Annotated in this window: 13 protein-coding genes; 1 reads left to right on the forward strand and 12 read right to left on the reverse strand. The window is 32.0% G+C overall.

Translation table 11 applies throughout. The features are described 5' to 3' along the window. Positions 1-2: 2 nt before the first annotated feature. The 5 genes from ACTT9C_RS00700 to ACTT9C_RS00720 form a co-directional block, all read right to left on the reverse strand. A complete protein-coding gene (locus ACTT9C_RS00700; protein ID WP_440922590.1) occupies positions 3-506 on the reverse strand; it encodes a pilus assembly protein PilP in 504 nt (167 codons plus the stop codon). Then, positions 493-1,191 (reverse strand): pilus assembly protein PilO, encoded by a 699-nt coding sequence (locus ACTT9C_RS00705; RefSeq protein ID WP_440922591.1) that lies wholly within the window; start codon positions 1,189-1,191, stop codon positions 493-495. Before ACTT9C_RS00705 ends, ACTT9C_RS00700 begins: the two co-directional genes overlap by 14 nt. Before the next feature lie 2 nt (positions 1,192-1,193). Then, on the reverse strand, positions 1,194-3,581 hold the full coding sequence (pilM, locus tag ACTT9C_RS00710; RefSeq protein WP_440922592.1) for a pilus assembly protein PilM: 2,388 nt from the start codon (positions 3,579-3,581) through the stop codon (positions 1,194-1,196). 574 nt (positions 3,582-4,155) lie between these two features. Next, positions 4,156-4,437, reverse strand: coding sequence for a hypothetical protein (locus ACTT9C_RS00715; RefSeq protein WP_440922593.1), 282 nt, complete (start codon positions 4,435-4,437; stop codon positions 4,156-4,158). A 23-nt stretch (positions 4,438-4,460) separates the two neighbouring features. Beyond that, positions 4,461-5,810 carry a GAF domain-containing SpoIIE family protein phosphatase gene (locus ACTT9C_RS00720; RefSeq protein WP_440922594.1) on the reverse strand — a complete coding sequence of 450 codons (1,350 nt, stop codon included), beginning with the start codon at positions 5,808-5,810 and terminating at the stop codon, positions 4,461-4,463. 99 nt (positions 5,811-5,909) lie between these two features. On the opposite strand from ACTT9C_RS00720, the gene ACTT9C_RS00725 reads away from it, so the two are divergent. Then, complete coding sequence (locus ACTT9C_RS00725; protein ID WP_440922595.1) at positions 5,910-6,674, forward strand: prepilin peptidase; 765 nt, start codon at positions 5,910-5,912, stop codon at positions 6,672-6,674. Between the two features lie 16 nt (positions 6,675-6,690). Here ACTT9C_RS00725 and ACTT9C_RS00730 read toward each other — a convergent pair whose 3' ends face one another. From ACTT9C_RS00730 to ACTT9C_RS00760, 7 genes are read right to left on the reverse strand one after another with little or no spacing between them, the layout of a single operon-like run. After that, entirely contained in the window at positions 6,691-11,619 is a 4,929-nt protein-coding gene (locus tag ACTT9C_RS00730) for a PilC/PilY family type IV pilus protein (RefSeq protein WP_440922596.1), read from the reverse strand. A gap of 2 nt (positions 11,620-11,621) precedes the next feature. Then, the gene (locus ACTT9C_RS00735) at positions 11,622-12,155 is read right to left on the reverse strand and encodes a hypothetical protein (RefSeq protein WP_440922597.1); all 534 of its coding nucleotides are present in this window, start codon (positions 12,153-12,155) and stop codon (positions 11,622-11,624) included. Positions 12,156-12,208: 53 nt separating this feature from the next. Next, positions 12,209-12,826, reverse strand: coding sequence for a pilus assembly protein PilZ (locus ACTT9C_RS00740; RefSeq protein WP_440922598.1), 618 nt, complete (start codon positions 12,824-12,826; stop codon positions 12,209-12,211). Next, the gene (locus tag ACTT9C_RS00745) at positions 12,826-13,974 is read right to left on the reverse strand and encodes a PilW family protein (RefSeq protein ID WP_440922599.1); all 1,149 of its coding nucleotides are present in this window, start codon (positions 13,972-13,974) and stop codon (positions 12,826-12,828) included. The genes ACTT9C_RS00740 and ACTT9C_RS00745 overlap by 1 nt, the downstream gene beginning before the upstream one ends. A gap of 1 nt (position 13,975) precedes the next feature. Then, complete coding sequence (locus ACTT9C_RS00750) at positions 13,976-14,674, reverse strand: prepilin-type N-terminal cleavage/methylation domain-containing protein (protein ID WP_440922600.1); 699 nt, start codon at positions 14,672-14,674, stop codon at positions 13,976-13,978. Then, positions 14,664-15,506 carry a prepilin-type N-terminal cleavage/methylation domain-containing protein gene (locus ACTT9C_RS00755; protein ID WP_440922601.1) on the reverse strand — a complete coding sequence of 281 codons (843 nt, stop codon included), beginning with the start codon at positions 15,504-15,506 and terminating at the stop codon, positions 14,664-14,666. Before ACTT9C_RS00755 ends, ACTT9C_RS00750 begins: the two co-directional genes overlap by 11 nt. Beyond that, a complete protein-coding gene (locus tag ACTT9C_RS00760) occupies positions 15,481-16,494 on the reverse strand; it encodes a type IV pilus twitching motility protein PilT (RefSeq protein ID WP_440922602.1) in 1,014 nt (337 codons plus the stop codon). Before ACTT9C_RS00760 ends, ACTT9C_RS00755 begins: the two co-directional genes overlap by 26 nt. Positions 16,495-16,503 lie beyond the last annotated feature (9 nt).

Consider the following 16,503-nt stretch of genomic DNA (forward strand, 5'->3'; position numbering starts at 1 on the left):
AATTATTTTGCTCTCTCTATTATTTGATTTTTAAAATTTATTGCTACTAAAGATCCACCGTCTCTTTCAAAAACTACTTCTTTAGTGTTAACGCCAACTAATTTGATGCCAGGTGATATCTCTTCAAACAATCCTAATGTTAAAATTTCTCCGTTTTCATCAATCATCGATGCATACAAATCATCACTTGAACCAATTACACCAACTAATTTAAAATTAAATACACTTAGTTTTCTTTTATCCTCATCAGAGTTTGCAATTAGCTCTACTCCACCTGTACCACCTAAAGAACCATCTCCAACAAAAGGATCGTTTAACGGTAGTGGCTCTTCTTTGCCAGCAGCGTTTTGATTATTCGCAGCTTTAAGAGCTTGGTCTTTTTTTATTTTTTGATTTATTTCTTTTGCTTTTTCGACAATATTCTGTTGGGCATCATGACTATCTGCATAGACTACAGATGAAAATAATAGATAAATAAAGGTTAATAATATTTTAAAAAAATTCATCTGCTAATCCTACTATAGTTAATGTGCCATTTACTTTTATCGCTCCGGTTGTATCGTTACTTTTTACCACTTGGATAGACTCTTTGTCAAAGTTTAACATCTTTTGAGAGAGTGAAAGCTGTCTCTTAAATTTGATATATCCCAAGAAATTACCAGTAATCTCGAAGTTAACTGGAATTGTGTAGTAAGCTATGTTTTCAACCTTTTTTTTCTTTTGTTTTTTGCTCTGTTTTGCTTTCTTTCCAGCAGCTTTTGCTAAGGCTGCCTTTTTTGAAACCTCTTCAATTTTTCCTTTTTCAATCCTTGAAATAACTAAATCATTCATTCCTGCAAATTCACTCAATGTCTGGTAAAGCCCTTCGACCTCTGCTCTAGAGTGAAATAAAGTTGAATATTGTTCATATCTAGGTCTTAATTTTTTAATCTTAACTTTAGCTAAGTTAATATTATTTATGAATTGTTCGGTCTCACCTTCTTTTGCCCTCATATCGTCAAGCTGAGCTTTTTTCTTGTTTACAATTGGATTTAATACTCCGTAATAAATAATTAAAAAGAATATTACTGCACCAAACGAAACTCCAATTTTAATCCATGTTTTCTTTTCGACATTTTGGAGCTTAGTTTTAATGTCGTCCATAGAAATATTTTTTAAATCCAAATTTTTTAAGTCAATATTAAAATTCATAACTAAACATTTTTAATTTTTACAAATACTCTAAAACCTTTCATTGTTGCTCCACCCTGAGTCCTTTGAGGTAATCTCATAGATGATAAAGAGGCTTGATCTATAAGTTGTTGTTTACCTAAATTTTCTATAAACTTTAGGATGTCTTGGTCGCTAGCTGCTATACCTTGAATTGTTATTAAGCTTCCTCCGTTATAATCAACTTTATCAAATCTTACTCTTGTTGGAACACTCGATGCAATTTGTGCCAAAACTCTATAAGTTAATTCTTTATTTGATTTAAGTGTTTTGCTTAATTTTAAGGTTGTTTGCATCAATTTTAATTCTTTAGTTATTTTCTTCAATTCAAGATTTTTTTGTTGGTGCAAATTTATAACTTTATCATAGTCTTCAAGTTTCTTGTTGTAGCTATGTATATTCCAAAATGATAAAGTGAATAAGATTAAATAAAGTGCAGCTATTCCTCCTGCCAAACCTTTGAAAGCAAAACTCGAAATCGCTTTCATCTTTTTCTTTTGGAACATGCTTTGTCTATCTGGAAGTAAATTTATGTTTTTTGCGGCTGTTACAAATTTGTAATAACCAAAAACATCTAATTTTCTAAAAGCTAAACCTATTGACGTAGTTAAATAAGATCTATTTTCTTTATTAAGCTCTTTATCGAATTGCTGAGGTACTTGTAATCCTGAGACAGGATCAAACAAGTTAAAGCCCACATTCATTAAACTTTTTCTAAAATATGATAAGTATTCCTCAACATTATCGACGTCTGAGACAACTTTTATATTTCTAATTCTTTTTTCATATTTAGTCTCAAAATCTTGAATTGCTTGTTTTACTTGAACTGCGTATCTTCTAACAAGTCCTTCTTTCTCTTCGATGACTTGGGACTCCAATAAAATCTTTCTATCTTGGCCTCTTAAAAAAATGTCAGTTATTATTGGGTTATTATCATATAAAATCATAAGATAATTTTCATCTAAACCAAATTCTAAAACGGCTGTTAAATTTGTGTCCTCAGCTTTTTTTGTTATTTGATTTATTTGATCAACTGCAGATTTTAGTGCAAAGCACTTTACATCTATAATTACTGGATTTAATCCACTGTTTTTAACAATAGAAACATAACTGTTAATATCTGTAAGCTTGGATGCTACAAATAAAATATCCATCGTGTTATCTTTTTCATTTCTGTTTATTACCTGATGAAAAATAGAATAGTCATCTAAATTATCTGTTAGTTGAACTAAATTTTCCCAAAGAGAATTCGTATCAATTGCTTTTTGAAGCTCCTCATCTTTCATTAATGGAGCAGTAACAACTCTGATTATTGCACTTGTAACCGGTATCGAAATTGCAACATTATTTGTATCAAGTTTTATTTTTTGTAAAGCTAAAGATAGTTCTTCTGTAAACTTATCAGCATTTTCAATTACTGAACTTTCGTCTGCTATTTCAACTTTTTGGGTAAAAAATTTTTCTAAAACCCATTGATTAGATTTATTCAAGTTTACTTGAGCTAAACGAATTTCTTTATTATTTAACTCAACACCAATAATTTCCTCACCCTGTATTGAAGATTTTCCAATTTTTGATTTTAGTTTATCAATAAATTTAGTAATTGCATTGCTTGAACTTTTCTTAGAGGATGAAGGTAGTTTAATTCCATCCAAAGATGGTTTTTTTAACTTAATATTTTTTAGTTTTCCAAAAATATTTGAAATTTTACTTTTTGGTTTTGTGTCCTCTGCATTATCATTTCCATCATTGATAATTTTATTTTGATCATTTTGTAAATTTTGATTAACAATATTTTCATTTGGAGTTGAAGGACTTGGTATCGGAATTTCTGTTGGAGGTTTTGTTTCTACTGAAGGCGCAGATGGCTCTTCAATTACAGGAGCTGGAGTATTTTGTTGCTCTTCTGCTTGTTTTTTTTGTTTTTCACTCTCGGCTTGAACATCATCAAACCATTTTTCTAAAATAGGTATAGCATCATCTAAATTTTGAGTTCCAGATGAAGATATTTTCTGTTTTCCATCTATATAAAGTCTTCCAACCCAATTTTTCGATTTTAGTTCACCCTTGTATTTATCTTGTCTTACATAAATGTGAAGTCTTCCGTCTTTTTTATGTATAACAGTATTTTTTTCTTGTTTTTCTTCATCTGATGAATCATTTTGATTTGCATTTTCCTCAAGATTTTGATTTTGGTCATCTATATTTGATGTTTCATCAGCATTCTCTGATTTTTCAGTAGGATTTGTTGTAGTTTCAACTTCGGATTGATTCTGAGTGACCTCATCAGGTTTATTTTCACCTTCAGACACATTGGCTTCCTCTGCCTCTTTATTTATTTCCTCAAAATCTTTTTTATCTTCGTCGGTCATAGTTTAAATTAATACAACTTATAATTTATTTTTTCAATTCTCATACACTTCTCTAACACAAAATGACAATAAGTCTAACACAAAAATAATTCTTGATGTTCATTTTAGGTCAATAAAGGTAATTTTTGTTGATTTATATAGGTTTTTTTAAAAATTTATAAAATAAAAATATTTTTGACAATTTTTTAGATTCTAACACAAAAAAAAATTAAATTTGTGTTAGAGTATTTCAAAATTAGGATTTTGAATAAAAGTCAATAAAATCAACAATTTTTTTTGAAAAAGATAAATTCACAATTTTTGTGTTAGAGTAAAGAATATTTGTGTAAGAGTTTATACTTTTTTTTTATAATTCAAAAAGTCAATAAAATCAACAAAAATTATTTTTATCAAATTTTGTGTTAGAGTTATCATTTTTCCTTATAAATTTCAAAAAAAAATCAAAATTTCTTTAGATGCTACCGTAACGAGAGCTCAAAAAATAAATTTTAGAATTATTATATACAATTTATGGTGGATTTTAAAAAAATTATCATAATTTTCACTTCAAAAGTGAATTTTAAGGAATAAAAAATTAATTTGGTTCTCCTTTAATGTCAGTTGACAGTTCTTGATACAAAATAACAGAAATTATTTTTAAATTCTCTATTACTCGCTCATAATCCCAAGATAAATTGATATCATTACAATTTAGTTCTGTGTAGTAGTATACTTTTGCGTTTGCGATAGATGGATCTATGTCTTCTACTATTAAATTAAACTCTTTTGTTTTTTTTTCTATTGCAAAGTTGTAACGACAAACATTTGTTGATGCCCAAAACAAAATTGTTCCAAGCACTATTGCAAACAAAATCATTACCTTTGATATATGAAACAATATTATTCTCCATCAACAGCTAGTATAGTTAAATCATCTTTTTGAATTCTGCCTGAACTTATTAAGTCTTCAATAATTTTTTGTAATCTTTCATTGTTTGATATGTTTTGATATTTCTTAATATAATTTTGAAAACCCTCTGGTCCTAACATTTGCCCAGCTTGATCTTTAATTTCTGTAATACCATCTGTAAAGATATACATTGAACTCTTTTCAAACGAAATTTTCTTTTCTGTAAACTTTACTTTTGGAGCAATACCTAAAGGTGGTCCTGCATCTTCAAACTTTGAAAAAAATTTATCGTTAGAATATATTAGTGGAGGTTCGTGGCCAGCATTAGATAATATTAATTCTTTTTTATTCTTATCGTAAATTCCTATTAGCATTGTCACAAACATTCCTCTTGAAGTGGTCTCACATATCTCATCATTTAAAATATTTAACAACTCTGAAGGTGAAAAAATTGTTTTACTTAGACATCTGTATAAACTAGAAGCTTTAGACATTAACAAAGATGATTTAATTCCTTTTCCAGATACATCAGCAACACCAAAACCATATTTACCTTCACTGATCTCAGAAAAATTATAAAAATCTCCTGATACTACTTTTGCTGGTATGTTAATTCCTGCTATAGGAAAATTTTCTTTTATGTTTTTCGATAACAATGTTTTTTGTATTTCTCCTACAATCTCAATTTCTTTTTGAATTCTGTTCTTTATAATTAAATCTTTTGCCATTTTAGCATTTCTAATTGCTAGCGCTGCTGGACCTGATAAAGTTTCTAATAACTTTCTATCATTCTCTTCAAATAGTTTTGTTTGACTCTTTTTATTTAAACAATGAATTACTCCAATACATTCATCTGAAACTATTAAAGGTGCGCATAGCACTGAGTACGTTGTAAAGTTTGTTTTATTATCTAAATCAAAATAAAATTCTGCTATTTCTCTAACATCTTTTCTTACATCCCCTACTCTAATACATTTTTTATTTAGCACTGCTTTGCCCATCACACCTTGTGAAATTGGTATTTCAAAATCTTCAAGATATGATTGATACTTTGATGCTATGCATTGAAAAATTTGTTTTTTTTCATCAATCAAAAAAATGTTTGCAGCTTGAGCATTAATTCTTTTAATTATTAATTCTAATGAGTCTTGAAGTGTTTCCGTTAAGTCTAATGACCGAGCCAACTCTTGGTTCATTTTAGTAATCAATTCTAAATCTTGATGTTTAGAATCTACAACTTTTATCGGAGCCTCTTTTTTAGAATTAAAAAACATGTTATTTAGTATTTGAAATTCACTTTCTTTTTGAATATTATCAATTGAATGGAAATCATAATTCATGCGCCTAATTTCTATTTGCACCTAAATGATGCACTTTTATTAGTACAATATTGCATAAATGGGCTCATAGAATTTTCCTCTCAAATTAAACTATAAGTAGTGTTTTATATTACAGCATTTATTTTAGGAAGTATATGGGGAAGTTTTAGCAATGTTTGTATTAATCGGATCCCTAAAAATATCAGTATTTTAACAGCTCGATCGTTTTGCTTATCCTGTAATAAAAAAATCAATTGGTATGACAATATTCCATTGCTCTCTTTCATAATACTTAAAGCCAAGTGTAGACACTGTTCAACTAAAATAAATTTTGAGTATTTTTTAGTAGAATTAATTTCTGCAATTAATTTTTTAGTAATTTTTTATTTTTTCGGATTAACATTTGAAAGTTTATTATTAATTATCTTAAGCGTCTTTTTTGTAATAATATTTTTCATAGACCTAAGACATTTCATAATTCCAAACGAATTAACCTTTTCATTAATGGCATTAGGTTTTATTAAAAGTTTTCTTACTAATCCAAGTTTATTTATATTCCCTGATTATGTTCAATCTTTGATAGGTGGTGTCACTGGATATTTTGTAATTTGGTTTATAATTTTCATATACAAAAAATTAAAAAATATTGAAGGAATGGGGTTAGGTGATGCTAAACTTCTATCTGCTTTAGGATTTTGGTTTGGATGGATTGCTTTACCATTTATTCTAATATTTTCTTCTGTGATAGCTTTGGTGATAGCTATTCCAAGTTTAATAAACAAATCTAAAAATATGAGAACCCAAATACCATTTGGACCATACTTAATTTTAGGATGTTTGTTTTATTTATTTTTTAATGATCAAATTATAAAATTTCTATCTTAATCAAAAAATTATTCTATTAGAAACTACTATCTCTCCATCCACCTTTATTTGAAATTACTTCACCGGGAACTGATAAAATTCTAACTAGTGTCTCCTCATCTGTAGCTGGACCAGCAACGTTAGCGAAGAGTTGGTCACCAAAAATTACTAATTCTGAAAGCACACCTTTTCTTACATATCCACAAACATTTCCAACTGCTTGGTTTACATCTTCTGGTGGATTAGCAAGTTTAAGCTCTTCAGATCCATTGTTACCACATTCATCATCTGCAACACATATAAATGCCGCTCCTTGATTACATTTTAAATTTCCTGGTGGTGGTTGATATATTGGAAAATATACATTTCCTCTAAACAATGTGGGTCGACCTGATGCCTTTCTAAAATTTCTCTCTGAAAATGTAGGAGCACCACCCGAGGCTGATGCTTTATCTCTGTCCATTCCTATTACCCAAGCATTTTCTTTTTGTGCAAGATTAATGCAACCGGATATTTTACCAGTTCTATCAATACACTTTCCACCATCTCCCAGATCTTGATCTGGTTGGTTTGGATCGACGGGAGCATCGCTGACAGCTGTATTATCAATTGATCTTGCATCATTAGCTCCTAAATGTGCTTTAATATCAAAATCATTTGCAGTTCCTAAAGGCAGCTCTTCATCATACAATTGTTTAAACAAAGGATAATCAGGATCGATTATCCCATACATAATGTTATCCATATTTTCTTCTCTTCCTCCAAGATCTGAAAAGTTTCCTGTACCACCAAAAAGATAGAATTTACCATTATCAACTCCAACTCCTGCATCCATGCCAAAATAAGAGTACCTAGCGTTGTCAGTGTTTGCATCTAGTCTAAATAAAGTTGTTTGATCAAACATCTTAGCTGTTGATTGACTTGTTAAATTAAACTTGGTTATTTTGCCTTCCAAATCATTGACATAAACCATAGCTCCTCTCCACGGAATTGAAAATGCTGTATCAGGTGTTATTACTACTGGAGTTGCAGGGACTGAATTAATAATATCACTACCATTCTCAGTAGTTACTGTTGCACCATCTGTATCAAGCACTTGAGATTTTGTATCTACAATTCTAATTGGGCCTCCATTTAAATGAGCACCATAAATTCCTCCTGCGGGAATTACTCTTGATCCTGCATCCGTAAATGTCTCTAAAGACACCACAAATAATGCAGAACCAGCGCATCTGTCAGAGGCAGCCATTCCGCCCCCCATAATTGCTACATATTTATCTTCTGAAGGATTACTTGGATTATCATAGGACGGTATTCTTACAATTCTAGGAGTTGACCATGTTTCTCCAAGCTGTGAATAATTATAAACCATATCTGTCTCATTAAAACCTGAACCTTTACAAGTTGTTTGAATAGAAAAAGGAGTAGTGGATTTAGATGCACTACTTCCTGGTGTTGCATCAGGACTTATATAAGGATTATAAATCATGTCTTCTTTAAGAGTTACTTTGATTTTGTTCTGAACAATTGTTGCACTTGCTATTGCAAGAGGTATTGGCTGTCCTCCCGGGTTATCCTTAAACGCTTGTATTTGCCCTTTAGGGACAGTGTCACCGTTACTCAAACCGGGCATAGTGATGCCAGAAAAATGAAAAACCTTTCCTACATAACACGACTTATTACTAGTGCTCGTATAATAGTCATCTGTAGTGTAACAAGGAGTTGCTCTGGTATTTTTTTCTGTATCTACAATGTTGCCCTCCGAGCTATTATTATCATCAGTTGTTCTAGCTGCAGTATAATTTCTAAATGCTTTTTGACCTTCTTCCGACGTAGCAATATTAGCAGAACCTGAATTATATGGATAAGATGTAATTTCTCCATCTGCCGCTGCATGTAAAACTTCATTATTAACTATATCATTATAAATCGAAAACATATGTATTGGTCCTTCACTACCGTCTAATTCATCTGTAATATCTAAAACAGAAAAACCAGCTCCTCCTCGACCATACGGAACAAATAAAATTGTTCTCCAACTTTTTGAAGTGTCTACACTGCCATCTGAATTTACTTTATTTATTAGTACATCGTGCACGACTGGTGAGCCATCAACACCAAAAATAGGATTGGTACCGCCACCATCCTCAACACGGTTATCAACATTGCCGTCATATCCCTTGTTTACAATCTGAGGTAAATTAGTTACGACGAAAGGAGGTATAAATCCCCAAATTTCTTTTCCAGTAACAGAGTCAATCGCATGTAAGACTCCGCTATTAGAGCCAGCGTAAATAATATTTTTTCTAGATGCTTTTTTAGAAATAAATGATTGATAATTATTTGTAGCTCTAAAGTAAGATTCTTCGTTGACACTGTTAAATTCTAAACTTGCCTCTGGCGGCCCTACCTCAATAAGTTGAGAATGATAAATGTCTCCCATGACATGCTCTCTGACTTCTTTAATATTGCAATCTCCATTATAATCAAAATAATCAATACCTCTCATAAAATCTATTAAACCTTGAGCGTCATCACTTGAACCATCAGTTCCTACTAATGTGCAATGTGATGTTGTATTGTGATAATCTTGAACTACGTATCCTCGAAGTTCCATCAAACTAAACACTGATTCAAAATTATTTGGGTCTGTAAAATTATCCCAATTACCATCATAGTCAGCATTTTCAAGAGCTGTCCATAATTTTCTTGTATCACTTGCTTCTTCTTCATTGGCTTGTTTACGTATTTCTAAGGATGCATCCCAATTACCATTGTCAGCTAATCCATCTCCATCTAGATCATCTGCTATTGTCATATCAACATTTCCTTGCTCATCAATTGCTCTTCTAAGTAACTTTCCTCTCCACTCACCAAACTGTTCGTAAGAAAATTGTGCTTGATATAGAGATCCACCTTCTTGAATACTTGCTGTGATTGATGGAGCTGTAAATGCAAGTCTTTCAGCAATGATTTGTCTAATTTTACTAGTCAACTCTTGTTTCAAACGATCTGGGGTTTTAGCATTTATTACTGCTTCACATTCTTTATCGCCTGCTACGCCACCTGTGCAACTACCTATTCTAGCTAATTTTGTAAATTCTTTTTTCCCTTTGGTAGATATACCACCACCATAAGCTACAAATAATGTTTTAATACCTTTATTTCTTAAAACTGTTAGTCTATTAGATGTTGCTCCATCTGTATTTGCCATCGCACCATCACCTATGACAATTACGTAATTGAGCTGACACTCACTATCAAGTGTTCCATCACCATCTGCATCCCACAATTTTTGACCTGCATTTTCATCAAAAAAATAATCATAAGCCATTTGAGAAAATGCTCTAGAATCTGTTCCCCAAGCTGTTTGTGTTAAATTGTCTAAAGTTGAAACAATATTTGCAGCCCCTTTTGGACCTACTGCATCAGTTAGACAAGAATTTTCACTACAGTCTACACTTGTTCCCTGAGGGTGATTACCATCCCAACCTCCATAATATTGGCAAAACTGCCCTCTATGACACTCAGCACCACTAAAATCAACACCATTTCCTTTTCCAAATACACCATCAATACCAGAATTCCAGTGTCCAAAACCAAAATAGGCTCCACTTGTCAAAGTTGAGTCTTGTACAACAGCTTTGATAGCTTCTTTAGCTCCTTCCCATCTTTGAACTTTTGAACCTCCAATTTGTTTTTGCCATGCATCATCTCTATCAGTAGCATTGAATTTACTTTTAAGAAATTCATCTATCATTCCGTACTTTGTACCAACTATTACTTTAGTGCTTGAGGCTCTAATACTCCATGGTTCACTAAACTTAACATCATCTGCATCTAGATCACCAGCAGCAATCGCTGTGCCATCATCGTTTTTATTCATATCTTTATCGTTTGATCCTTTACCGATTGAAGTAACTACGGTACATGCTCCATCAGAAGAATGATCATGAGAAATTTTTTGTATTTTATGTTTTAATCTAGAAGTTGTATATATGAGATTATCATCGTCAGGATCGATAACAAGTCCAGAAGGTGCGTCTACATTAGAGCAAGATCTTAAATTAACATTATCAAGTCTAAAGGCTCCATTAACTGCAGTTAATTGTTTTTTTAGCAAACTATTTTCACTTTTCGCAAACCAAAGGGCAGCGCCATCGCTAGTGATATCAAAATCAGAAGTTGTGCCTAAAGTACAAGTTTTACAATTTAGTGTAACTTGTGTTTCCATTGTATCTAAATTTATAACTAGCAAAGCATATTTTCTATTAGCAGGCTGACATTTATTTTTTATTTTTACAAAGAGATATGGAATTGAATTTATAACTTTTCCTCTAAGTCTTTCTACATTTCCATTAGCACATAATGAACCTCCTTGAGCTGAGAAAACATTACTATGTCCTCGTAATCCAATTACAAATCTGCAATTTTGCCCACTTGCATCAAACCCGTAGATAGCTCTTTTAGAAAGTGTATCTCCAGTGTTCGCTCGAAAAAAAATAATTGTCTCTCCTGAAATATCGACTGAAGGATGATTAACAGTTAGATTTTCAAATATTACCGGATCAGCATTGGCAATTATATCAACATCTTCATTAGCAACTCCATTATTATACATACTGTTTGCACAGCCATTAGCTCCTGTAAAAGATATTTCATCAAGCGCATCTCCAAAATTTGCATCTCTTAAGCCGTTCGTGAGTATACGGAGCAACCCTTGACTATTTTTTGCTTGTGTAACTATAATTTTTCCATCTGGTGCATATTCAGCTCCATTAACCCATTCCAATGACTCGTCTGTTGCACCGACATCATTTTTCATACTGTCAGAGCTATCAAGTAAAATTAAGATATTAGCCTTTACGTCACCTTCACCAGCTCCTGGTGGTACAGGTTTTGAATTAAGATTATTGCTTATGAATAAAGTAAATAAAAATACCAAAATAAATCTATAGTATCTCATAATTAAAATAAATCCTCTTCAACATGCTCACCCTCAATATATTTCTCCATGTTTGCGTTTGTAATTTCAAGAGTTTCAAAGGGATAGCCTAATTGTTCTGCTCTACTATACCATACTAACAAATTACCAACGCTTAAATCAACAAAGCCAGTCCAATTTGGTTGTTGACTTTCATCACCAGGGTCTTGGATAAAATCTCTGGTAAATTTATACACCTCATTCAACTGATTTTTTTTAGGGGATGTTAGTTTTATAAGAGCAACTTTAGACTCAAAAATCATTACTTCTAACGTAGTATTCTTAAATCCACCTGAGGAGCAATAATCACTAGCTGATTCATCATAAATAACTGAAGTTTTTGGTTCAAAGTTTTTTTCATCATATGTGTCTAAAAAATCAAATTTTTGCACTGCAATTTCCACAGGTGTTTCAATAGGAACGTTTAAAATTTCACATGCTACAGATTTACTGAATATCAAAGAGGATAATAAGATTGATACAAGTATTTTTTTCACAATTACAAATTTTAATTTCATTATTATTTTATTTCAAGATAGATATTGTCCAATTCATAACCTTTAAAATTATCTTAATTAGAGACAATTAAAGTCGTTTCTAGAGGGATAAGTATTTCTGGATTTGAAACGTCTCCCTTCATACCACAGCCATAGATTCTATAGGTAGTCCCTAGTCTTTGAGTAGTTTCAGAAGTTTTGGCAACACTAGAACCAGTGGCTTTGAAATTTGAGCTACCTGCATTTACTGAAAAGAATTCATATTTATATTTTTCTAATTTTTTTTCTTCTTCAGAATTTTCTGTTACTAAAGGTCTTATAAGTGTCAAAAAACTTTGATCCTGAATATGTTCAGTTACTCGAAAATCAGTATCTCTAAATAAATTTTTAAAGCTTTTAAAACAAGGTGTTTGAGTTGGAGCCGCAGCTAAGTCTCCATTACGTGGAATAGACCTTTCTCCTCTTAAACCTGTATCATCTATCTTACCCATTATCTTGTCTATTATACTTTTTTCTGCCTGCATTAATGCTGTCTCTGCAACATAAAAAGTTTGCTGATACTCTTCGCTACTATTGTTACCTTGGTGATCAGAAGACGCAATAACAATTAATCCACCGCCCATCAAAGACATAGCTAATAGAAGCACCAAAGATAAAACTAATGCAAAACCTTTACTATTATTTTTTTTCATCATTGAAATAAATCTTTTCCTATATTTCTTGCATAAACTGTAACAACTACTGAGTCTCGTAATTTTAAATCTCCAGTAGCACCAGCAGCAATAGTGTTATTTGTATTTGTCGTACCTGTTCCAGTAGTTGTCGTGTTGGCAGATGCCTTCCTCTCACTCAACAACTCTATAGGTTTTCTTTTATTTCTCGGAGTACGAGTAAAAAAATTATCTTTTGTGGTAAAAGTTAATCTTATATCAACACCCCTTATATCAAATAATCTATCTCTTATACTAACATCGCCACCTTCAGGCATTGGTCTTGGATACTCACCTGACGTTTTGCTTTTAATAACTACACCATATTGATCAAAAGGAATAAATTCCATATCAACGACATTATCTCTTATTAATTCTCTTTTGATACACTCTGGACAAATTCGATTACCATCGTCATCTAATTTATCAGTAATCCAGCCATCTGAACTTGTGATAGGCCAAATGCAATCTCCATCCTTTCTTGCTTGATGCCAATATTCTAAAGATTTATATACCCCGTAACTTGGTTCTTCTACTGTTCCAGTTTTTTCTGCGAAATAAGTAATTCTATATTTCTTAAATGGCTGCAGTAAATCATTATAATTAAAATCTTCATAGACGATTTCAATTTGATCACAACACATATCGGTCGAAAGTTTGGTTATCAATGAACCATCATATTCTGTCCATCTTTGAGCTCGATCACTGAAGGGAGCTTTTAATGCAACATCAGGTGTTATTTTATTATTTCCTAAAAGTTTTTTTCTAATTACAATAGGATTATGACTTTTGCTTTCATCATCATATCCGTTTTCAAAAGGAAAATAACTTGTTCTTGGTAGTGCAATGCCATTCGGACAAGAGGCGGTTGCTTCTGCAAATTTTTCAATAGTGTATGATCCAGCATAATATTTATATCCTGCCATTCTTACGTCTCTCATTAACATGCTAACTAAGTCACGACTAGTTTTACTAATCTTAGCTTTCTCACTAACCTGATTGTAGGTTTTATTTACAACATTGTAAGATGTATACATCGCACCCATCATCAACGCTGTGATTACAATTCCAATTAATATTTCTATTAAAGTAAGACCGTGTTCACCCTTAATTCGTTTTTTAATATCCATTTTAACCACCATCTTGCTGTTGTGCATTTAACGGATCACCATCTTGATTCCCACTATCTTGATTTTCATTTAGTCCCTTTAATTTGTAATCTGCTTGGAAATATAAAAAATTTGTTTTTTTACCGTCATTTAATTTAATTTGAATTTTTCCTATGTACATAATGTCATCCGTAATACTATTATTTTCAACATCACCCGATCCCCAAGATGGGCTAAGTTTAAAAATTTGAAACTTTCTTGTCTCATTCGTTCCCTTACAATTCATGTAATCCTTTGAATTTAAAATTGCACCCCATTTTCTATACTTCATGTCAGAGGCGGCTACTATTTCTCCAGGAGTATATGTGCCATATACATTTCCTGAATTTGCGTCTTTAGTACCTCCCTTGCTACAGGAATCAGAAAGATCATGCATTGATATACCCGCATCTGTTTCACTTTGACTCAATGTTAATAGAGCAATCATTTTTTCAGAAAAATTATCGCCTGTAATTCCAGTAGATCTATTTCCCAAAGTATCCTCAGCAATCATATTGGTTAAAAAGTTTGCTTTAGTTCTCTCACTTGAAATACCGATTGATGAAACCGAATAATTAGTCATTTGCAATATAGCAACAAAACCAATACCAATGATTGCAGTGGAAACAATAGCCTCTAAAAGTGAAATTCCCTTAATATAAAAATTATTTTTAACCTTCATCATCTTCCTCTTCCTCAGGTGCTTCATCCGACCAAGAGCCAACATAACTCCCAGATGATTTTTTAACTTGCCACTTTGCTTTACTGATATTTCCATATCTCGACCATTTAATTGCATTTAGGTATAAATTTTTTTGATCATCCAGATTTATACCACATCCAAATGCAGTAGATGTACACATGACTGGCAAAGGTTCATCTTTTATATCTTTGCTCGCACCATAATTGGTACCTATGTTACAATCATCCGATCTTTTCGCACTACATAATAAAATAAAATTTATAGGAGTTCCATCATCAGCTATAATAGTATCATCACCTCCATAAAATTTGCCATTTCTCGAAAAACAAATAGCAGCAGTACCATCAAATGTGGTAGTTACATCTGTAACAGTAATATCATAAACAAGATTACTAATTTCAGCAGGCGCATCTGCTTTATGGGTATCCCAATTTGCATTTTCTGAAGTTGCTGTTACCCCTACTCCAGGATCGCATCTTTCACCGATTTTGTCAGTATCATTCCAATCATCACTGCCGTCATTTATTTTTGTTGCAAGAGTACTCATAGTTAATCCTCTTCCCTCAACAAATAAACCATCATCTGTTTGGTTAAAATATATCTGAACATATGCCAAAGCACCTCTCTCGGTTTGCGTGTAAGTATTTTTGATTAAAGCAGCAATTTTATCTACATCACTTCTAACTGCTCTCTCTTTATTCCACTCTGAAAAATTTGGATAAGCCGCACCACTAATAATTGCTACAAGAGCCAAAACAACTAAGAGCTCTAAAATAGAAAAACCTTTAATGTTCTTTTCCTGCGGAGGCATCAATTTTTCCAGCTTTAACTAATTCTTCCAATGATTTAGTCATGGTGATCATACCATCTTTTACCGCTGTTTGCATGATGCTAGGTATTTGATGAATTTTTGCTTCACGAATAAGGTTTTGTATAGGCGCTGTACATTTCATCACCTCAAAAGCACCACAACGGCCTTGACCATCTTTTGTTTTTAAAAGTCTTTGGGTAACTACCATTTTTAATGATGTAGAAATTTGTGCCCTAATTTGAGCTTGTTGCTCTGGTGGAAATACGTCAATAATTCTATTGATTGTATTTGGAGCTCCACTTGTATGTAAAGTTCCAAAAACTAAGTGACCAGTTTCAGCAGCGGTTAAAGCTAATGAAACAGTTTCTAAATCTCTCATCTCTCCTACTAAAATTACATCTGGGTCTTCTCTTAATGCCGCTTTTAAAGCAGTTGAAAATGTCTGAGTTTGTTTTCCTACTTCTCTGTGCGAGACAATACTTTTTTTGTCTTTATGAATAAATTCTACTGGGTCCTCAACTGTAATAATATTTGCAGTTCTAGTTTTATTTATTTCATTGATTATAGCAGCTAGTGTAGTTGATTTTCCTGAACCAGTTGGACCGGTAACTAGCACTAGGCCTTTGTGCATATCAATTATATCATAAAGAACGGGTGGTAGATCAAATTGCTCCATTTCTGGAATTACGCTTTCAACTCTTCTTAATACTGCAGCTGGACCATTAATTGTTTTATAAAAATTAGCTCTAAATCTTAAACCACTCAAGGTTACAGATGAGTCTAGCTCATGAGTATCTTGAAATCTTTTCATTTCAATCTCATTACAATTAGTTGATATCAAATCTTGGAGATCTTGAGCTTTAACCATGACCTCTTGAACTTTGTGAATTTCACCAGTTTGTCTATAAGCTAATGGCCATCCACTTCTGATATGAAAATCTGAAATTTTTTTATTATTTTTTGCTAATTCTTCTAATTTTTCAAACATAATTATTTT

Origin of the sequence: Candidatus Pelagibacter sp., from assembly GCF_052049575.1 — a bacterium.
Lineage (GTDB): Bacteria > Pseudomonadota > Alphaproteobacteria > Pelagibacterales > Pelagibacteraceae > Pelagibacter.